Raw genomic sequence first — 17279 nt, forward strand, 5'->3', positions numbered from 1 at the left:
AGTTGGGGGCGTGCGCGTTGCTGTCAAGGCCGGGGAGGCCTGCCGCCGACCGATGACGGTTCGAGGCGAGATCAAGGCGAGCGAGCTTTCGACAACTCGCTCGATCGGGATCGGAGGCGTTTACCGCCAGCTCAGCCGCGGGCCATAGGCCGGCGCACCGGAACCGGGATCGGCTTGAGCTGCCGCTGGTCGGGGGCGAGGAGAGCGCCGAGGCGGAGAATGAAGCGGGCCAGCAGGTCCATAGCGTCCCTCAGTTCTGAGCAGCGGGGGTGGCGAGAATCAGTTCGCCACCATCGATCTTCACTGCATCTTTCCCAGCAATATGGTGCTTCGATGTCGACGGCGCCACTGCTTCGGTCGCAACCGTGAACAGATTCGACGATGGAAGCGTGTTCATCGGCGCTGGCATTCCGCGTGACTGACAAGGCTCAGGATCACCCTGAAAATACTTCAAATGCCTTACGCTACAGAGGCTTATCGACCCATAGGCTTAACGATGTGCTGCGCCGGGCAAAGAAACTCGCCAGCGCCGGCGCAGCGACGAGCGCGCTCGGACGCTTTGGCGAGCAAAGCAGCGATTGAACCGCGTCTGCGGCTCGCTTAAGGCTAATGAATCGTTAACCGGGGCGTCATCCGAATATGGCCAGCCTGTTCCGGCTCGTGCCCGATGCACGCGCCGAACTCCTGCAGCTGAATTCCTGGGCTCGGCCGCATCAGGCCGGCTTTGCCGCTGCGCAACGCGCCGCGCGCTATGGCGCGGCCGGGCCGGAGGCCTCAGCCTTCATGGCGGCGCGGCGCGAGGCGATTCTGGCGCGTCTTGGAGAAGGCCCAGCAGCCTGGAATGGCTGGGCGGGCGAGATGCTGCGTTTGCACGGCCGGATGGGTGCCGACGGCGCGCTGCGGGCGCTCTGGCGCCTCTTTGCCGATGTCGAGCTGATCGACGAGATCTTCGATGGCGATTTCAATGTCGCTGGCATCATCTTTCCAGCGGCTGCCCGCTTTTCCGGCAGCGCTTTCTGCGGCGACGCTTGGTTCACCGAAGCGCACTTCCATGGGCCGGCCAGCTTCCGCGATGCCAGCTTCCGTGCCGATGCCTTCTTCGACAAGGCGCATTTCGCCGGTGATGCCGATTTCGGCGCGGCGACCCTGCACGGCACCGCCGAGTTCCGCGACATGCGCTGCGAGGGCGTAGCCTGCTTCGTCGAGGCGGAGTTTGGCGGCGATGCCTGGTTCCGCGGCTCGCGCTTCGACGGCGTGACGCAGTTCCGCGGCGTGCGCCATGCTGGCGAGGCGGGTTTCGGCGATTGCCGCTTCGCCGGCGCGGCCGATTTCGGCGAGGCCGAGTTCGCCGGCAATGCCGGTTTCGAGGAGACGCAGTTCGGGCAGATGGCGAATTTTGCTGCCGCGCGCTTCGACCGCGGCGCCTGGTTCAGCAACGCCGCCTTCGACGGCCGCTCGAATTTCGAGCGTGCCCGGTTCCGCGGCCGCCGGCATTTCGAGGGGATCTCGCTGGCGGCGCAGGTTTCGCCCGTAGCGCAGCAGATCGCGGCGCTGGAGCAGTTCCGGCTCGGCCGGCGTTGAGCGAGCACCTGCAGCTTCTCATCTCCCGGCTGCCTTGGCCCGTGCCTTGCTAGCGTCCTGTCGCCCGCCGAACCGGCGGCGGCGACCGGCGAGGGCGAGATGAAGCGCGAAGAGCTCACCGAGAAGATTCTCGACATCAAGCGCGAGAAGGGCTGGAGCTGGAAACAGATCACCGACGAGATCGGCGGCATGTCCGAGGTGCTGGTGATCGGCGCCCTGCTCGGCCAGATGAAGCTGGTGAAGCCGCTTGCCGAGAAGGCGGCGGCGCTGTTCGGCCTCTCCGAGTCCGAGAAGCGTATGCTGAACGAAGTGCCCTATCGCGGCACCGGCACGCCGATGCCGCCGACCGATCCGCTGATCTACCGCTTCTACGAGATGGTGATGGTCAACGGCCCCGCCTGGAAGGCGCTGATCGAGGAGGAGTTCGGCGATGGCATCATGTCGGCGATCGACTTCAACATCGCCTTCGAACGCGAGCCCAATCCCAAAGGCGACCGGGTCAGGATCACCATGTCCGGCAAGTTCCTGCCGTATAAATATTACGGCAACGAGCAGGGCATTCCCGACTATGGCTTCAAGGAGGAATAGGCCACCTCAGGGCATCTGGCCGGGCTCCAGCGTGCCGTCCTTCTGCAGGGTCCGTTGCAGCCCCGGCCGCTCCATTATCCGGCCCATATAGGCCTCGAAGACCGGCAGGCGCGGCAGCACGCCGACGATGTTCATGCCGAAATGGATGCCGGCGCCGAGCTGGGTGTCGGCGGCGGTGAAGCGCTCGCCGGCGGCATAAGGATGTTCGCCGAGCTTCTTCGCGAGATTGGCGACCGTGTCGGCATGCGAGCCGAAGGAGAAGCCGCGTGCCTCGTACTGGAACTTGTGGACCGAGGTCGCGATGATCGGGTCGAGCACGGCGTCGGTATAGACGAGGGAGGTCAGGAAGGCCGGGCGGTCGGCATCGCCGACGGCCGGCGCTAGCCCGGCCTCGGGGAATTGCTCGGTGAGATAGAGGCAGATCGCGGCGCGCTCGGTCACGGTCGTGCCGTCATGGACGATCGCCGGCACCTTCTTGTGCGGCTGGATGGCGCGATAGCTTTCCGGCGGGCCGTCCTGCGCGCGGATGTCGACGATCTCCATCTCATAGGGCTGGCCGAGTTCCTCGAGCAGCCAGAGGATCGAGAAGGAGCGCGACTGCGGCGCGTGATAGAAGGTCAGCATGCGGTGCCCTTTCGGCGTTTCCTCGAATGATGGGCAGGCTGATAGGGGTGCCATCGGTCAGCAGTTGGCAGGATCGTTCCAGGCCTGGCCGACCATCTGGAACGAAACGCGAGACGCTGCGGATTGCTCCCTTTGGTATCTGCTGCCCGAGCTATGCCTTGCGCGCGACGATGAAGGGCCGGCTGTCCTTGCCCTTGCTCGCATGGCGTTCGGAGCCCAGGATCTCGAAGCCCGCGGCAGCGATGAGGCCGTCCAGCTCCTGCGCGTTGAAGACGCCGGCATAGGGCGCCCTTCCGATCATCTGCATCAGCGGCAGGGCCAATCGGATCAGCGGGTTCATGTCGCCGAGGCAGGGTGTCTTGGAGATAAACAGGCCTCCGGGTGCGAGCAGGGCATGGATGCTGCGCAGGGTACCGCTGAGATCGCGGACCAGATGGAGATAACTGAAGCCGAGCACCGCATCGAACCGCGCTGCCTCGGCGGCGAGAGCCTCGGCCGTCGCCGCGCGGAAGACGAGCCCCGCGACCGGGCTCGTGGCGAACTTCTCCTGCGCGATGGCGATCATGCCGGCGGAGAGGTCCGCTGCGAGATAGCTCCGGACTCCGCCGGCGAGCCGCAGCGCCGTCGTCCCGGTGCCGCAGCCGAGCTCCAACACGCTGCTATCCGGTTTCAGCAGGGCACTCGTCCGCTCCAGCGTGCGCTCGTAACCGGCCTGATCCGAGATCTGCGACTTGGCGTAGCTCTTCGAAGACCGGTCCCAGTAGCGGGCATCGCTCGCGGTGCTCATGCAAATCTCCTATTGCGATGCCGGCCTAGCACGGTCCTGCAACAGTTCGTTGCTGAACCGCGGGGCTGAGCCGGGGTTGACCCTGCTTTGCCTCTTCCGGTTAAATCCCGGCGGGGGGCGTTGCAGGGATCATCATGCTGCGCGCCATTGTCTTGACTGCCGCCACTCTCGCTTTCGCTACGCCTGCGTCGGCCTATTCCAACCCGATCAGCCGCGGCCTCGCCGACTTCCTCAACATCTTCAGCGAACAGCCGGTGCCGCGCCAGATCGTTGCGTGGAGCGGCAAGCAGACACCTGGCACGGTCGTGGTGTCGACCAGCCAGAGACGGCTCTACTACGTGCTCGGGCAGGGGCGGGCGATCCGTTATGGCGTCGGCGTCGGTCGGCAGGGCTTCAGCTGGTCCGGCACCAAGATCGTCTCGCGCAAGCGCGAATGGCCGGACTGGCGCCCGCCGGCGGCGATGCTGAAGCGCCGACCCGACCTGCCGCGCCATATGGAAGGCGGGATGGAGAATCCTCTCGGCGCGCGGGCGATCTATCTGGGCTCGAGCCTCTACCGCATCCACGGCTCGAACGAACCCGACACGATCGGGGCGGCAGTCTCGTCCGGCTGCATCCGGATGACCAATCGCGACGTGATGGATCTCTATGATCGCGTCAGGCTGGGCACCAAGGTGATCGTGCAGTGATAGTGGGAGCTAGCCGTCGCTATGGCCCCGCCGAATGCGGCGGACCATCAGCCAGACGCCGATGATCGCGACCGGCACGAACAATGCGGTCGCGATGCCGACATCGACAGGCAGGTAGCCGGCATCCTTGGCGCCCTTGGCGAGATAGCCGAACAGGCTGACGACATAGTAGCCGATCGCCGCGACCGAGAGCCCCTCGACCGTCTGCTGCAGGCGCAGCTGCAGCCGGGTGCGGTCGTTCATCGCCGCGAGCAGATCACGGTTCTGCTGTTCGAGCGCGACGTCGACGCGGGTGCGCAACAGGTTTGCGGCGCGGGCGAGCCGGCGCGACAGGTCGAGCTGGCGCTGCTGCAGCATCTGGCAGGTGCGCATCGCTGGCGCCATGCGCCGCGACAGGAAGGCGGCGATGGTCGGCCAGCCGCCATAGGGCGCTTCCCCGATCGCCACGAGTCGCTGCTGCACGATCTCGTTGTAGGCCCGGCTGGCGCCGAAGCGGAAATTGGACGCAGCGACCTCGGATTCCAGCGTCGCGGCGAGGGCGGTCATCTCGTCAAGCAGGGCGTTGTCGGCGGCGAGCCCGTCGGTCTGCATCATCGTCCCGGCGATGCGCACCAGCACCTCCTCGATATGGCGCACGGAGGGAGCGAGGCGGTGTGCCTCCGGCAGACCGAGCAGAGCAAGGACGCGATAGGTCTCGACCTCCAGCAGCCGTTGCGCCAACGCGCCGGCCTTGGCCGGGGTGAGCTGGCGATCGAGCACGAGGATGCGGACGAAGCCGTCTGCCCCAGCGCGGAAATCGGTCGCGGCGATAGCCGCCTCGCCATCGACCAGCGAGGCGGCGAGGCTGGCCGGGTCGAACAGGCTCTCCAGCTCCGGCGCCGCCCGTTCCGGCAGCAGATGCAGGTCGATCGCGACCAGATGCGGCCCCGGTTGCGGCAAAGCGAGCATGCCGTGGGGCAGGATGGTTGTCGCCGGCAGGAAAGGCAGCGTGCCGGGGGAGGGCAGTTCCCAGGTGTAGGTCGTGAATTCGCTGTGCTGCTCCCAGCGCAGGCTGGCTTCGCCGAGCCTGGTGCGATGGTGCTTGGCGCCCTCGGCCGGTGCCGGGACCCCGCGCTCGGCACAGAAGCGAGCAAGCGCCTCGCGGTCGGCTGCGGCCTGCGCCTGGTCGGTCATGAAGGCGAAATGCAAAAGGCGCTGCGGCGTCGCCAGGGGCGCGAAGGGGCGGGCATGAATCTCGCCGAGGATGGTGCCGCGCGAGGGATGCGCGACCAGCGGCGGCGCGCCGTTTTCGGTGGTCCGGTCCATGCTGCCTAGCCCCTTTGCGCGCGCCATTCGGCCTTCGCGCGCCTCGAAGCTTGCCGGAAAGCGCTATGCGCTGCGAGTCCGGCACGGTGTCGCAAGGGCAGCGCACTGGTGACATGATATGGCGTCGCCGCGCCCTAGGCTCACCCCATGCCGCTGCCCAACCGCGTCCGCCCCGATGGCTCGCTCTTCGCCGATCCGGCACGCGGGCTGCTGTTTGGCAATCGCGGCGGCAAGTTCCATGATCCTGCGACGAAGGCGCTGCCGACGCGGCTGTTCGCGACGAAGCAATGGATCTGCTGCGTGCTCTCCTTCAAGGGCCGGCAGCGCGACGTCTGGGGCCGCTATTACACCGAGCTGTTCTTCTGCGACGAGGTGACGGCGCTCGCAGCCGGACACCGGCCTTGCGTCGAATGCCGGCGGGCCGACGCCCATGCCTACCGAGCGGCGCTTGTCGCCGGGCTCGGTCTCGCCAAGGTGCCCCTGTTTCCTGTGATCGACGAGCGGCTCGATCGCGAGCGGCGCGACGGCCGTAGAAAACGACTGCACCGGCTGCCAGCGGAGAGCTTGCCGGATGGGGCGATGTTCGTCACGCCGGAGGGCGAGTTCCATGCCTTGCGAGACGGGCGGGCCCTGCTCTGGTCGCCGTCGGGTTATGTCGCGAGCCGGCCGCGGCCTACCGGTCCGGTCGCCGTTGTCACGCCACCGTCGTCCCTGGCCGCGCTTGTGAACGGCTATCAACTCCTCTGGCACCCGACCGCAGCCGAACCGGCCTGAAACGCGGCTTGCCTGCCTTGTCATCGCGGCGGGCTGTGACACACCCTCGGGCTCGGCGGATCGCGGCGCGCGCAGGGGCGCGCGGCTGGCCGATCCCGGGGGAGAATACTCATGTTGCGGAAGACCGTCTTCGCGCTGGCGCTTGCGTTCGCCGGCTTTGCCGGGCTGCCGGCCATGGCCGGAGCGCTCCAGATCACCGAAGCCGATCCGGTCGCGGTCGTCACGGTGCCGGACGCCTGGACGACCGCGAAGGTCAAGCGCGGCGTCGAGATCAAGACGCCCGACGAGGAGATCTATATCTGGTTCGAGCTGATCGCGCCCGACGAACTCGAGGCGGTGCAAAAGGAGCACAACGGCTATTTCGACAAGCAGGGGGTGACGATCACCGGCGCCTCCGAGACCATGAAGCAGGAGGTCAAGGGCAAGGCCTGGTCCTTCACCGAGCTCAAGGCCAAAAGCAAGGACGGCGATTCGATCATCCGCTACATCGCGATCAATCCGAACGTGTCGAGCGGCAAGATCATCATGATGACCTATTGGGCCTCGCCCGAGGGCGACAAGGAGCATGACGCGGCGATGAAGGCGCTCGTCGACAGCATCGCCTACAAATGAGATCGATTCCCGGCGGCGGAACCGCCGGCGGCGTATCGACGTTGTCCCGTCATCTTCATCCGATGGCAATCAAGGGGTTAGCGTCGATGCGTTCGATCATTCTGTGGCTGGTGGGCGTTCCGATTCCGATCATCATCCTGCTCTGGTTCTTCATGCGCTGACAGAACCTGGCAGAACCACTTGCTATGGCCGGGCTCGCCCGGCCATTCTTGTTTCGCGGGATGTCGTGCCGGCAGGGCGAAACGGCACCATCCCGCCTTCACCCATCTGCCGTGCTGCGAGTATAGCGTTCGCCCATGCAACCGATCATCCAAATATCCGGCCTGTCGAAGACCTATGCTTCGGGCTTCCAGGCGCTAAAGACCGTCGACCTCGACATCAGGCGCGGCGAGATCTTCGCCCTGCTCGGGCCGAACGGGGCCGGCAAGACCACGCTGATCAGCATCGTTTGTGGCATCGTCAATCCGAGCACCGGCACGGTCCTCGCCGACGGCCATGACATCATCCGCGACTACCGCGCGGCGCGCAGCCGGATCGGTCTCGTGCCGCAGGAATTGACCACCGACGCCTTCGAGACGGTCTGGGCGACGGTGTCGTTCAGCCGCGGCCTGTTCGGCAAGCCGAAGAACCCGGCCATCGTCGAGCAGGTGCTGCGCGACCTCTCGCTCTGGGACAAGCGCGACAGCAAGATCATGACGCTATCGGGCGGCATGAAGCGGCGCGTGCTCATCGCCAAAGCGCTGGCGCACGAGCCGCAAATCCTCTTCCTCGACGAGCCGACCGCAGGCGTCGATGTCGAGCTGCGCCAGGACATGTGGAAGCTGGTCCGCCGCCTGCGCGACGACGGCGTCACCATCATCCTGACCACCCATTATATCGAGGAGGCCGAGGAGATGGCCGACCGGGTCGGCGTGATCAGCAATGGCGAGATCATCCTGGTCGAGGACAAGGCGGAGCTGATGCGCAAGCTCGGCCAGAAGCAGCTCACCCTGCATCTGCAGGCGCCGCTCGCGGCGGTGCCGGAAGCGCTCTCCCGCTATGGGCTCGCGCTGCAGGCCGAGGGAGCTGAGCTCGTCTACACCTACGACACCAAGGCCGAGCGCACCGGCATCACCGCCTTGATGAAGGACCTGGCCGAGGCCGGCATCCGCTTCAGCGACCTGCGCACCAGCCAGTCTTCGCTCGAGGACATCTTCGTCGGCCTTCTGAGGGCGAACGCATGAGCGTCAATCTCCACGCGATCAAGGCGATCTACCGCTTCGAGATGGCCCGCACCTGGCGCACGCCGCTGCAGAGCGTGCTCTCGCCGGTGATCTCGACTTCGCTCTATTTCGTCGTCTTCGGCGCGGCGATCGGGTCGCATATGCAGGCGATCGACGGCGTGCCCTATGGCACCTTCATCGTGCCGGGCCTGATCATGCTCTCGCTGCTGACGCAGAGCATCGCCAACGCCTCCTTCGCGATCTATTTCCCGAAGTTCACCGGCACGATCTTCGAATTGCTCTCTGCGCCGGTCGCGTGGTGGGAGGCGGTCTTCGCCTATGTCGCGGCGGCGGCGACGAAGTCGGTGTTGCTCGGCCTGCTCATCCTCGCCACCGCCTTTCTGTTCGTGCCGCTGAAGATCATGCACCCCGTCTGGATGCTGCTCTTCCTGATCCTGACGGCGGCGACTTTCAGCCTCTTCGGCTTCATCATCGGTGTCTGGGCCGATGGCTTCGAGAAGCTGCAGGCGATTCCGCTGCTCGTCATCACGCCGCTGACCTTCTTAGGCGGCTCGTTCTACTCGATCGACATGCTGCCGCCGTTCTGGCGGGCGGTGACGCTGGTCAATCCGGTCGTCTATCTGATCAGCGGCTTCCGCTGGAGCTTCAACGGCACGGCCGATGTCGGGATCGCGGTCAGCCTGACCATGACCCTGGTCTTCCTCGCCGCCTGCATCGCCGTGATCGCCTGGATCTTCAAGACCGGCTACCGGCTCAAGAACTGACGATCGGGCGGCCGCGTCAGGCTGCCTTGATCTGGCTGAAGAAGGTCGCGACGGCGCCGCGCAGGGCTTCGGCCTCGCGGGCCAGCTTCTCGGCGGTGCGTAGCGTGTCGGCGGCGGCGGCGGTCGCTTCGCCGGAGGCGGCGGCGAGGCTGTCGAGTGCGAGGGCGGCCGTGGCGGCGCCGTCGGCGGTCGCCTGGGCGCTGCGGGCGATCTCCGAAGTGGTGCTCTTCTGCTGCTCGGTCGCGGCGGCAATGGCCCCGGTGTGCTGCGAAACCTCGGTAATGGTGTTGGCGATTGCGCCGATCGCGGCGACGGCGTCACGGGCTTCGCTCCGGAAAGCCTCGACCTGACTGGCGATGCCGTTCGTCGCCTCGGCCGTCCGGCTCGCCAGAGTTTTCACCTCGGCGGCGACGACGGCGAAGCCGCGCCCGGACTCGCCGGCGCGGGCAGCCTCGATCGTCGCGTTGAGCGCGAGGAGATTGGTCTGCTCGGCGATGTCGCGGATCAGGTCGATGACGCTGACGATGCGTTCGGAGGCCTGGGCGAGACCATCGACGCGCCGGCTCACTCCCTGGGCGTCCCGCGCAGCACTGCTGACCATGGTGCTCGCCCGCGTCACACGGTCGGCGATCTCGGCGATCGAGCTCGACAGCTCCTCGGCCGCGACGGCGACATGCTGGACCCTGTCGGAGGCATCCTGCGAGGCGTTCTGCGCCCCGTCGATCTGCATGGTGCGGGCGCTGGCGATCTCGCTCACCGCCCGCGCCGCGCCCTCCAGGGTGTGGGCGCCGGTCTCGACGGTCTCCAGTGCATCGGCGAGCCGTGCATCGAAGGCGGCGACGACCTCGGCGATCCGCTGCTGCCGCGCCGTGCGCCCGGCGTCCTCTCGAGCGGCTGCAACCTCGAGAGCTTCTCTAGCCTGAGCATTTTCGCGGAAGACCTCGACCGAGCGAGCCATGGCGCCGATCTCGTCCTGGCGGTGCACGAGCGGGATATTCGGGACGAGCTCGGCTGCCGCCAGGCTATACATCGTCGTCGCAAGCCTGCGCAGCGGATGCGAAACACGGCGATGCACGACGAGGAGCGCGAGGCCGAGGCCGACGACGATCGAAAGAACGCCGACGCCGATCTGCAGGTTGACGCTGTCGCGCTGCATCGCTTCGAGCCTGGCATCGAGCGCGGCGCTGCGGCTGTCATAGCTGCCCGCGATGCGCCTGAGGCCGTCATTCAGCATCTTGCGATTGTCGCGATTGGCCTCGTTGTCTCCGAGTTCACGCGCCGCGGCGAGCGCTCCGGCGCGGCCCAGGCGGACGATCTCGCGCCGGAAGCGGATAAAGTCCTGCATGGCGGCATCGACGCTGGCGAAGGCGGCACGGTCCTGATCGTCGACCAACGGCCGCCATTCCGCCATCACGAGCGTGATCTCGGCGAGCCCTTGCAGCAGGAGCGGCGCGAAGCGCTCTGCCTCGGCACTGTCGGCGCTCATATAGATGCCGCGTGATTCCATCACCACGCCGTTGACCAGACCATTGATGCGCTCTGCGATGCTGGAGCGGCGCGAGGCCGCCTGCATCTCATCGGTCACCCTGGCGTACTGGCCAAGGCTGTAGACGCCGAGGCCGATGGCGAGAGCGGCGGCAATGACGAGAAGCGATATCGCGGCGAGAATCTGGCTCGAGATGGTGCGCAGCGTGGCCATCTGTGTCGAGAAGCGGAAGGCTGCGGCTTCGTCTCGGTGCGCAGCGGTGAACCCAGCAGCCACAATGGCCGGGTTTGGTTAAATTTGCGTTGGAACGCATGTCATGAACGCAGGGATTGTCGCATCGCGATGACGCTTCGCGCGATTGACTCGCGCGGCCGCATCCTGTCTTGACCACGCCATGACCGATCTTTCGACCACCGACAGCGCGGCGGCTGCCGCGGCGCCCCATGCGCGCCGGCGGACCTTCGCCATCATCTCGCACCCGGACGCGGGCAAGACCACGCTGACCGAGAAGCTGCTCTATTTCGGCGGCGCCATCCAGCTCGCCGGCGAAGTGCGGGCTAAGGCCGGCCGGCGCCAGACCTCCTCCGACTGGATGAAGATCGAGCGCCAGCGCGGCATCTCGGTCGTCACCTCGGTGATGACCTTCGAATATGACGGGCATGTCTTCAACCTGCTCGACACGCCCGGCCACGAGGACTTCTCGGAAGATACCTACCGGACCCTGACGGCGGTCGACAGCGCGGTGATGGTGATCGACGCCGCCAAGGGCATCGAGGCGCGCACCAAGAAGCTGTTCGAGGTCTGCCGTCTCAGAGACATCCCGATCGTCACCTTCATCAACAAGGTCGATCGCGAGACGCGCGACCCCTTCGACCTGCTCAACGAGATCGAGATGACGCTGGCGCTCGACGTCGCGCCGATGACCTGGCCGGTCGGGCGCGGGCGCGAGTTCGTCGGCACGCTCGACCTCGCCAGTAACACGCTGCGCCGCAACCAGAAGGGCGACGAGAGCGATGCCGGCCAGAAGGTCGCCGGCGAGGACGACAAGTTCTTCGACGAGCTCCTGCCGCATGGCGCCGCCGACACCTTCCGCGAAGAAGTCTTCCTGGCGCGCGAGGGCTGCAAGCCCTTCGATCTCGAAGCCTTCCGCGAGGGCCATCTGACACCGGTCTATTTCGGCGCGGCGCTGCGCGACTACGGCGTACGCGACCTGATCGACGCGCTTGGGCGCGTGGCGCCGAGCCCGCGGGCGCAGCAGGCCGATAAGCGGACGATCGAGGCGGGTGAGCCGAAGATGACCGGCTTCGTCTTCAAGATCCAGGCGAACATGGACCCGAATCACCGCGACCGCATCGCCTTCATGCGAGTCTGTTCGGGCAAGCTCTCGCGGGGCATGAAGGCCAGGCTGGTGCGCACCGGTAAGCCGCTGCCGCTGAATGCGCCGCAGTTCTTCTTCGCCCGCGACCGCTCGATCGCAGAAGAAGCCTTCGCGGGCGACATTGTCGGCCTGCCGAACCATGGCACTTTGCGCATCGGCGACACGCTGACCGAGGGCGAGGACATCGTCTTCCGCGGCGTGCCGAGCTTCGCCCCGGAAATCCTGCGCCGCGTCAAGCTCAAGGACGCCATGAAGGCCAAGAAGCTGCGCGAGGCGCTGCAGCAAATGGCGGAGGAGGGCGTCGTCCAGCTCTTCCTGCCGCATGACGGCGCTCCGGCCATCGTCGGCGTCGTCGGCGCGCTGCAGCTCGACGTACTCAAGGAGCGCATGGAGGCCGAGTATTCGCTGCCCGTCGATTTCGAGCCCTGCCAGTTCGCCATCGCGCGCTGGATATCGAGCGAGGACAAGGCGGCGCTGCAGAAGTTCACGGCGGCCAAGCCCTCATCGATGGCCGACGATCTTGATGGCGACCCGGTCTTCATGGCCTCGTCGCAGTTCACCCTGAAATACGACGCCGAGCGCGCGCCGGAGATCAGTTTCTCCGATGTGAAGGACTACCAGAAGGTTTCGGGGGGCTGAGGCGGGGGGAGGTCGCCGCGCATGGCCTTGCGTCTCATCTGATGCTAGATCTGATGCGCAGATGGAGAAAGTCATGCGGACCACCGTGACCCTGGACGCCGACCTCGTCGAAAAGGCTCAGGCTTATACCGGCATCACCGAGCGCTCGGTCCTGCTACGGGAAGCGCTCGCCGCCCTGGTCCAGCGCGAGGCGGCACGACGGGCGATCAAGCTGGGTGGCTCCGATCCGAAAGCCACCGCAGCGCCGCGCAGGCGCGCGCCCGAGGCATGATCCTGCTCGATAGCTCTATGTGGATCGATCACCTCCGACGAGTCGAGACGCGGGTGGTCGAGTTCCTAGCCGACGGCCAGGTGCTCGTTCATCCCTTCGTCGTCGCCGAGGTCGCGCTTGGCTCGCTGGCGCGGCGAGATGTCGTGATCGACGTCCTGAAGGCCTTGCCCCAAGCTGCCGTCGCCCTTCATGAAGAGGTCATGGCCTTGATCGAGGATGAGCGACTATACGGGCTCGGCATCGGCTATATCGATGTGCATCTCCTTGCCTCGGCACGTCTCTCTGGCGCTCCGCTCTGGACCAGAGACCGCCGCTTACACGCAGCAGCCGATCGCTTGGGCGTCGCAGCCGAAGCCTGACGCTCTGTTCGTGCTGCTTGATGCGGAGCAGATGACGGATTCTGGCGCGAGCGCCAGCTAGTCGTCCTCACGCAAGCGTCATCTCGCCCGTGAAGTCCGGGACAGTAGCCCTTGGAGGTCAGTCAGGCTCATGCGACGAGACGATGAGGTTCGGAGACGCTGGTGGCGCCGTCGCAGTTTCCGGGTTTTGGGAGCTATTGTGGCGGCGTTGCTCGCGCTTGTCGCAGTTCCGCTCGCCGCCATCCTCTATCCGACGCTGAAGTCCTATCCGAAGGCCGAATTCTCAACGGCAGCCTCCCAGCGCGACAGGAACCTGCAGGACCTCGCGCATCTGCGCCGTCTGCCGGAAGTCGAGCGCAGTTTTACGCCACAAAGCCGGGCTGAATTCGACCAGGCTATCGGCGCGATCGAAGAGCGCGCCGGCGATCTCGACCGGGCCGGCCTGGCGATGGCGGCGGCGAAGGCCGTGGCCCTTGCCGACAACGGCCATACCAATGTGCTCGGCCTCGCCGGCGACAACGGTTTCAACGCCGTGCCGATCCGTCTCGGCTGGTTCGCCGACGGGCTGTTCGTGATCGCTGCCGATGACGAGCGTCGGCATCTGCTCGGTGGGCAGATCCTTGCGGTGAATGGTAGCACGACCGCCGCTCTTGTCGAAGCGCTGCGTCCCTATGTCGGCGGCCCGGCCAACCTTGCCCGGGAGTTCGTGCCGAATGTCCTGATCTCGCCTGAGCTGCTGCACGCGGCTGGTCTCGCGGAGACGGCGGATGGGAGCGTCTTCGAGATCCGGCTATCCGATGGTCGCGTGGCCTTCGTCGAACTCGCCGCCACGGGGGCGACGCGGCCCCCTGCCACTCGTTTTTCATGGCCGAAAGGCAATCTGGCTCCGAGCCAGCCGAACGGGTGGCGGCATGTGCTCGATGGCGTCGCCTTGCCGGCTTATCTCACGCGCCTCGACACCAATTACTGGCACAGCTATCCCACGGCCGATCTTCTCTATGTGCAGATCAACCGGGTCGCTAACCAGGGGGCGGTCGGCGTGACTAAGTATCTCGCCGAGCTGCTCGATGAGGCGGCACGCAAACCTGTCCGCAACGCGATCGTCGACCTGCGCTTCAATGCCGGCGGCGACTATACGCTGACCGCTGATTTCGCGCGACGATTGCCGGAACACCTCCCGCCGAACAGCAAGCTCTTCATCCTGACCAGCGCCAACACCTTCTCGGCGGCGATCAGCACCGCCGCGCGGCTGAAATATTTCGCCGGGCTGCGTGCCGTCATCGTTGGTGAGGCGATGGGCGACCGCTCGCAATTCTGGGGGGAGGGCGGGAGCACCTTGCTGCCGAATTCGAAGCTCGCAGTGCGCTACACCACCGCCTTCCATGACTGGGAGCGCGGCTGCAGCCTGTCGCACGTCACGACCTGCTTCCTGCTGAACTATGTCTATGGCGTGCCGGCCGGCGACCTTCGGCCGATGATCACGGCCGCGCCGAGCTTCGCCGACTACGCGGCCGGCAAGGACGTCGTGATGGCGGAGGTGACGCGGCAGCTGACCTCGGGCCGGGGGGCGCTGAGGCGTCGTATCCGCCTCAACCCTGCCAGCGGTTCAGCGCGTCGCCGATCGTCTGGCTGCCGGCGTTGCCCTTCTCGAAGGTAATGATGCCGCGTCGCCCGGAGGCGAAGCGCACCGGCACGTCGAGCCAGTTGCGGTTGCGCAGCAGATCGAGATTGCGCTCGGCTTCGATCGGCACGTTCGACAGGGCCGCGACGAACAGGTTCTCGCCCAAGGCCGAGGAGATCGCCGAGAGCGGGGCACCCCGCTCGCCCTCCTCGAGTTTGAACTGCGGCACGCCGACTTCGCGGATCGTGTCGCTCGCGGCCTCGCCTGTGGTGGTGAAGCGCATGCCGATGATGTGCGAGGCCGGGAAGGCCGTATCGGTGTTGCGCCGGATGGTGAAGTCGAGCGAGAGCCCGGCATCGGCGATCTCGATGGTGGCGCGCACGATCGTCTCGACCGGCCGGCCGGGACCGGCGCTGTCGCTGTCGAGCCGCCAGAGAACGCGACCCTGGACGGTGCGCGGCTGCTGCGGAGCGTCCGGGACCTCGATGTAGAGGATGGCGCGCTGGGCGACCGTGATGTCGTTGCCCGCCGAGTTGCCCGCCTGCTGGTTCGGGCGCTGGCCGGAGGATTGGCTCGGCGCTGGGGCCTGTTCGCCGCCGGCGCGTTCGCTGATCTTGCCGGCCTGTTCCTGTTGCGCCTGCGGCGCCTGCGTCTCGACGCGCGGCGGCCGGACCTGCTGGTCCTGCGGGGCGATCTTGTTGACGTAGTAGGCGGCGCCGGCGATCACCGCCACGGCGAGCGCGACGCCGCCGCCGACGATGGCGGTGCGGACATGGCCGGGATTGACGCTGCGCTCGCGCCGCGGGGCGACGCGTGGACGGATCGGCTGCGCATCCTCATGCGAAGCGGTCCGCTCTTCGAAACGCGGCGTCTCCTGCGACATTGCCGGACGCGGCTTCGGTTCCGGCGGAGCGGCAGGAGCGGGCGCCGGATCGTCCAGGGGGAGAGGCGGCAGGCTCGGCTCGATCGCCTCGGCGAGCGCGATCTCGGCCTCGATGCGCGACACGGCCTCGTCGAGCGAGAGCCGCTCGCGGGTGATGTCGGCTTCCGAGAGCGGCGGGTCGAGGCTGCGCAATTGCGCGAGCAGCGCCGTGCGCGCCCGGTCATAGACGGCGCGGCGCGCTTCCGGCGACTTGTCGGTCAGTCCGGCGATCGCACGCGCCAGAATGGGGTGGAAATCGGCCATTGGCCTCACATGTCCGCGTTGGCCCGGCCCGTCAACCCTCGAACGGGTTCTGGACCAGGATCGTATCGTCGCGCTCGGGGCTGGTCGACAGCACCGAGACGGAGGCGCCGATCAGTTCCTCGATGCGGCGCACATATTTGATCGCCTGCGCCGGCAGCTCGGCCCAGGAGCGGGCGCCCGCCGTCGAGCCTTCCCAGCCCTCGATCACCTCGTAGATCGGCTCGACCCTCGCCTGGTCGCGCTGACCGGCCGGCAGATGCTCGAGGATCTCACCATCGAGCTTGTAGCCGGTGCAGACCTTGATCTCCTTGAAGCCGTCGAGGATGTCTAGCTTGGTCAGCGCGATGCCGTCGATGCCGGAGGTCTTGACCGTCTGGCGCACCAGGCAGGCGTCGAACCAGCCGCAGCGGCGCTTCCTGCCGGTGACGACGCCGAACTCCTTGCCCTTCTGGCCGATCAATTCGCCGATCTCGTCGAAGAGCTCGGTCGGGAACGGGCCCTCGCCGACGCGGGTGGTGTAGGCCTTGGCGATGCCCAGCACATAGCCGACGGCCGAGGGCCCGAGGCCGGAGCCGGTCGCGGCCTGGCCGGCGACGATGTTGGAGGAGGTGACGAACGGATAGGTGCCGTGGTCGACGTCGAGCAGGGCGCCCTGTGCGCCCTCGAAGAGGATGCGCTTGCCGGCGCGGCGCTGCGCATCGAGCAGGGCCCAGACCGTGTCGGCATAGGGCAGCACCTGCGGCGCGATCTCGGTGAGCTGCTTCAGCAGCTCGACGCCGTCGATCTCGGCGATGCCGAGACCGCGACGCAGCGCGTTGTGGTGGGCAAGCAGGCGCTCGATCTTGGCCTTCAGGACCGTCTCGTCCTTGAGGTCGATGACGCGGATGGCGCGCCGGCCGGCCTTGTCCTCATAGGCCGGGCCGATGCCGCGCTTGGTCGTGCCGATCTTCAGCGCCGAATTCGAGGTCTCGCGGAAATGGTCGAGCTCGCGGTGCAGCGGCAGGATCAGCGTCGCATTGTCGGCGATGCGCAGGTTCTCAGGGCTGATCGCGACGCCCTGCGCGCGCAGCCGGGCGATCTCCTCGACGAGATGCCAGGGATCGACCACGACGCCGTTGCCGATCACCGAGAGCTTGCCGGGGCGCACGATGCCCGAAGGCAGCAGCGAGAGCTTGTAGACGGTGCCGTCGATGACGAGGGTATGGCCGGCATTATGGCCGCCCTGGAAGCGCACCACCACATCGGCCTGGCTCGACAGCCAGTCGACGATCTTGCCCTTGCCCTCGTCGCCCCACTGGGCGCCGACCACGACCACGTTCGCCATGGAGGAGATTCCCTCTTTGCTGACCTATCGAGTCAGCGCGAATTCCGATCGTTCGGCCGGACGGGCCG

At 66.7% G+C, this 17279-nt stretch carries 19 protein-coding genes; 12 read left to right on the top strand and 7 right to left on the bottom strand.

Going from position 1 to position 17279, the window contains the following annotated elements; all coding sequences use genetic code 11:
• Nucleotides 1–250: 250 nt before the first annotated feature.
• Entirely contained in the window at nt 251–397 is a 147-nt protein-coding gene (locus ACFPOB_RS17685; RefSeq protein ID WP_377799722.1) for a hypothetical protein, read from the bottom strand.
• Between the two features lie 242 nt (nt 398–639).
• Here ACFPOB_RS17685 and ACFPOB_RS17690 point away from each other — a divergent pair, with 242 nt between their 5' ends.
• Together ACFPOB_RS17690 and cynS are read left to right on the top strand one after the other, a co-directional pair.
• Entirely contained in the window at nt 640–1581 is a 942-nt protein-coding gene (locus tag ACFPOB_RS17690) for a pentapeptide repeat-containing protein (RefSeq protein WP_377799723.1), read from the top strand.
• Between the two features lie 99 nt (nt 1582–1680).
• Nucleotides 1681–2169 carry a cyanase gene (cynS, locus tag ACFPOB_RS17695; protein ID WP_377799724.1) on the top strand — a complete coding sequence of 163 codons (489 nt, stop codon included), beginning with the start codon at nt 1681–1683 and terminating at the stop codon, nt 2167–2169.
• A gap of 6 nt (nt 2170–2175) precedes the next feature.
• Here cynS and ACFPOB_RS17700 read toward each other — a convergent pair whose 3' ends face one another.
• Together ACFPOB_RS17700 and ACFPOB_RS17705 are read right to left on the bottom strand one after the other, a co-directional pair.
• A complete protein-coding gene (locus ACFPOB_RS17700; RefSeq protein WP_377799725.1) occupies nt 2176–2793 on the bottom strand; it encodes a glutathione S-transferase family protein in 618 nt (205 codons plus the stop codon).
• 151 nt (nt 2794–2944) lie between these two features.
• On the bottom strand, nt 2945–3580 hold the full coding sequence (locus ACFPOB_RS17705) for a class I SAM-dependent methyltransferase (RefSeq protein ID WP_377799726.1): 636 nt from the start codon (nt 3578–3580) through the stop codon (nt 2945–2947).
• 134 nt (nt 3581–3714) lie between these two features.
• Here ACFPOB_RS17705 and ACFPOB_RS17710 point away from each other — a divergent pair, with 134 nt between their 5' ends.
• Nucleotides 3715–4269, top strand: a complete 555-nt coding sequence (locus ACFPOB_RS17710; protein ID WP_377799727.1) for a L,D-transpeptidase — start codon at nt 3715–3717, stop codon at nt 4267–4269.
• 9 nt (nt 4270–4278) lie between these two features.
• Here the strand turns inward: ACFPOB_RS17710 and ACFPOB_RS17715 are convergent, their stop codons facing one another.
• Nucleotides 4279–5574 carry a DUF3422 family protein gene (locus ACFPOB_RS17715; RefSeq protein ID WP_377799728.1) on the bottom strand — a complete coding sequence of 432 codons (1296 nt, stop codon included), beginning with the start codon at nt 5572–5574 and terminating at the stop codon, nt 4279–4281.
• A 147-nt stretch (nt 5575–5721) separates the two neighbouring features.
• Here ACFPOB_RS17715 and ACFPOB_RS17720 point away from each other — a divergent pair, with 147 nt between their 5' ends.
• The 5 genes from ACFPOB_RS17720 to ACFPOB_RS17740 all read left to right on the top strand — a co-directional run bounded on the left by ACFPOB_RS17720 (nt 5722) and on the right by ACFPOB_RS17740 (nt 8947).
• Nucleotides 5722–6348, top strand: coding sequence for a hypothetical protein (locus ACFPOB_RS17720; protein WP_377799729.1), 627 nt, complete (start codon nt 5722–5724; stop codon nt 6346–6348).
• A gap of 111 nt (nt 6349–6459) precedes the next feature.
• Nucleotides 6460–6960, top strand: a complete 501-nt coding sequence (locus ACFPOB_RS17725; protein ID WP_377799730.1) for a hypothetical protein — start codon at nt 6460–6462, stop codon at nt 6958–6960.
• Nucleotides 6957–7121 carry a hypothetical protein gene (locus ACFPOB_RS17730; protein ID WP_377799731.1) on the top strand — a complete coding sequence of 55 codons (165 nt, stop codon included), beginning with the start codon at nt 6957–6959 and terminating at the stop codon, nt 7119–7121. The genes ACFPOB_RS17725 and ACFPOB_RS17730 overlap by 4 nt, the downstream gene beginning before the upstream one ends.
• Before the next feature lie 135 nt (nt 7122–7256).
• A complete protein-coding gene (locus ACFPOB_RS17735) occupies nt 7257–8183 on the top strand; it encodes an ABC transporter ATP-binding protein (RefSeq protein ID WP_377799732.1) in 927 nt (308 codons plus the stop codon).
• Nucleotides 8180–8947: an ABC transporter permease gene (locus ACFPOB_RS17740; RefSeq protein WP_377799733.1), complete on the top strand. Its 768-nt coding sequence runs from the start codon at nt 8180–8182 to the stop codon at nt 8945–8947. The genes ACFPOB_RS17735 and ACFPOB_RS17740 overlap by 4 nt, the downstream gene beginning before the upstream one ends.
• Nucleotides 8948–8963: 16 nt before the next feature.
• On the opposite strand, the gene ACFPOB_RS17745 is transcribed toward ACFPOB_RS17740, so the two are convergent.
• Nucleotides 8964–10646 carry a methyl-accepting chemotaxis protein gene (locus ACFPOB_RS17745; RefSeq protein WP_377799734.1) on the bottom strand — a complete coding sequence of 561 codons (1683 nt, stop codon included), beginning with the start codon at nt 10644–10646 and terminating at the stop codon, nt 8964–8966.
• Nucleotides 10647–10827: 181 nt separating this feature from the next.
• Here ACFPOB_RS17745 and ACFPOB_RS17750 point away from each other — a divergent pair, with 181 nt between their 5' ends.
• The 4 genes from ACFPOB_RS17750 to ACFPOB_RS17765 all read left to right on the top strand — a co-directional run bounded on the left by ACFPOB_RS17750 (nt 10828) and on the right by ACFPOB_RS17765 (nt 14737).
• Nucleotides 10828–12450, top strand: coding sequence for a peptide chain release factor 3 (locus ACFPOB_RS17750; protein ID WP_377799735.1), 1623 nt, complete (start codon nt 10828–10830; stop codon nt 12448–12450).
• A 73-nt stretch (nt 12451–12523) separates the two neighbouring features.
• The gene (locus tag ACFPOB_RS17755) at nt 12524–12721 is read left to right on the top strand and encodes a type II toxin-antitoxin system VapB family antitoxin (protein ID WP_377799736.1); all 198 of its coding nucleotides are present in this window, start codon (nt 12524–12526) and stop codon (nt 12719–12721) included.
• The gene (locus ACFPOB_RS17760) at nt 12718–13080 is read left to right on the top strand and encodes a type II toxin-antitoxin system VapC family toxin (RefSeq protein ID WP_377799737.1); all 363 of its coding nucleotides are present in this window, start codon (nt 12718–12720) and stop codon (nt 13078–13080) included. Before ACFPOB_RS17755 ends, ACFPOB_RS17760 begins: the two co-directional genes overlap by 4 nt.
• Nucleotides 13081–13279: 199 nt before the next feature.
• The gene (locus ACFPOB_RS17765) at nt 13280–14737 is read left to right on the top strand and encodes a hypothetical protein (protein WP_377799738.1); all 1458 of its coding nucleotides are present in this window, start codon (nt 13280–13282) and stop codon (nt 14735–14737) included.
• Here the strand turns inward: ACFPOB_RS17765 and ACFPOB_RS17770 are convergent.
• Together ACFPOB_RS17770 and ACFPOB_RS17775 are read right to left on the bottom strand one after the other, a co-directional pair.
• On the bottom strand, nt 14670–15887 hold the full coding sequence (locus ACFPOB_RS17770; RefSeq protein ID WP_377799739.1) for a histidine kinase: 1218 nt from the start codon (nt 15885–15887) through the stop codon (nt 14670–14672). The two genes, ACFPOB_RS17765 and ACFPOB_RS17770, sit on opposite strands and share 68 nt — an antisense overlap.
• A 31-nt stretch (nt 15888–15918) precedes the next feature.
• A complete protein-coding gene (locus tag ACFPOB_RS17775; protein ID WP_092162670.1) occupies nt 15919–17211 on the bottom strand; it encodes an adenylosuccinate synthase in 1293 nt (430 codons plus the stop codon).
• Between the last annotated feature and the right edge of the window lie 68 nt (nt 17212–17279).

This window comes from Allobosea eneae (genome assembly GCF_042657265.1).
Taxonomy (GTDB): domain Bacteria; phylum Pseudomonadota; class Alphaproteobacteria; order Rhizobiales; family Beijerinckiaceae; genus Allobosea; species Allobosea eneae.

Bases quoted from the DNA above. Each gene is read 5' to 3' on its own strand.
- ACFPOB_RS17685 (WP_377799722.1), bottom strand. From the start codon at position 397: ATGAACACGCTTCCATCGTCGAATCTGTTCACGGTTGCGACCGAAGCA.
- ACFPOB_RS17690 (WP_377799723.1), top strand. From the start codon at position 640: ATGGCCAGCCTGTTCCGGCTCGTGCCCGATGCACGCGCCGAACTCCTG.
- cynS (WP_377799724.1), top strand. From the start codon at position 1,681: ATGAAGCGCGAAGAGCTCACCGAGAAGATTCTCGACATCAAGCGCGAG.
- ACFPOB_RS17700 (WP_377799725.1), bottom strand. From the start codon at position 2,793: ATGCTGACCTTCTATCACGCGCCGCAGTCGCGCTCCTTCTCGATCCTC.
- ACFPOB_RS17705 (WP_377799726.1), bottom strand. From the start codon at position 3,580: ATGAGCACCGCGAGCGATGCCCGCTACTGGGACCGGTCTTCGAAGAGC.
- ACFPOB_RS17710 (WP_377799727.1), top strand. From the start codon at position 3,715: ATGCTGCGCGCCATTGTCTTGACTGCCGCCACTCTCGCTTTCGCTACG.
- ACFPOB_RS17715 (WP_377799728.1), bottom strand. From the start codon at position 5,574: ATGGACCGGACCACCGAAAACGGCGCGCCGCCGCTGGTCGCGCATCCC.
- ACFPOB_RS17720 (WP_377799729.1), top strand. From the start codon at position 5,722: ATGCCGCTGCCCAACCGCGTCCGCCCCGATGGCTCGCTCTTCGCCGAT.
- ACFPOB_RS17725 (WP_377799730.1), top strand. From the start codon at position 6,460: ATGTTGCGGAAGACCGTCTTCGCGCTGGCGCTTGCGTTCGCCGGCTTT.
- ACFPOB_RS17730 (WP_377799731.1), top strand. From the start codon at position 6,957: ATGAGATCGATTCCCGGCGGCGGAACCGCCGGCGGCGTATCGACGTTG.
- ACFPOB_RS17735 (WP_377799732.1), top strand. From the start codon at position 7,257: ATGCAACCGATCATCCAAATATCCGGCCTGTCGAAGACCTATGCTTCG.
- ACFPOB_RS17740 (WP_377799733.1), top strand. From the start codon at position 8,180: ATGAGCGTCAATCTCCACGCGATCAAGGCGATCTACCGCTTCGAGATG.
- ACFPOB_RS17745 (WP_377799734.1), bottom strand. From the start codon at position 10,646: ATGGCCACGCTGCGCACCATCTCGAGCCAGATTCTCGCCGCGATATCG.
- ACFPOB_RS17750 (WP_377799735.1), top strand. From the start codon at position 10,828: ATGACCGATCTTTCGACCACCGACAGCGCGGCGGCTGCCGCGGCGCCC.
- ACFPOB_RS17755 (WP_377799736.1), top strand. From the start codon at position 12,524: ATGCGGACCACCGTGACCCTGGACGCCGACCTCGTCGAAAAGGCTCAG.
- ACFPOB_RS17760 (WP_377799737.1), top strand. From the start codon at position 12,718: ATGATCCTGCTCGATAGCTCTATGTGGATCGATCACCTCCGACGAGTC.
- ACFPOB_RS17770 (WP_377799739.1), bottom strand. From the start codon at position 15,887: ATGGCCGATTTCCACCCCATTCTGGCGCGTGCGATCGCCGGACTGACC.
- ACFPOB_RS17775 (WP_092162670.1), bottom strand. From the start codon at position 17,211: ATGGCGAACGTGGTCGTGGTCGGCGCCCAGTGGGGCGACGAGGGCAAG.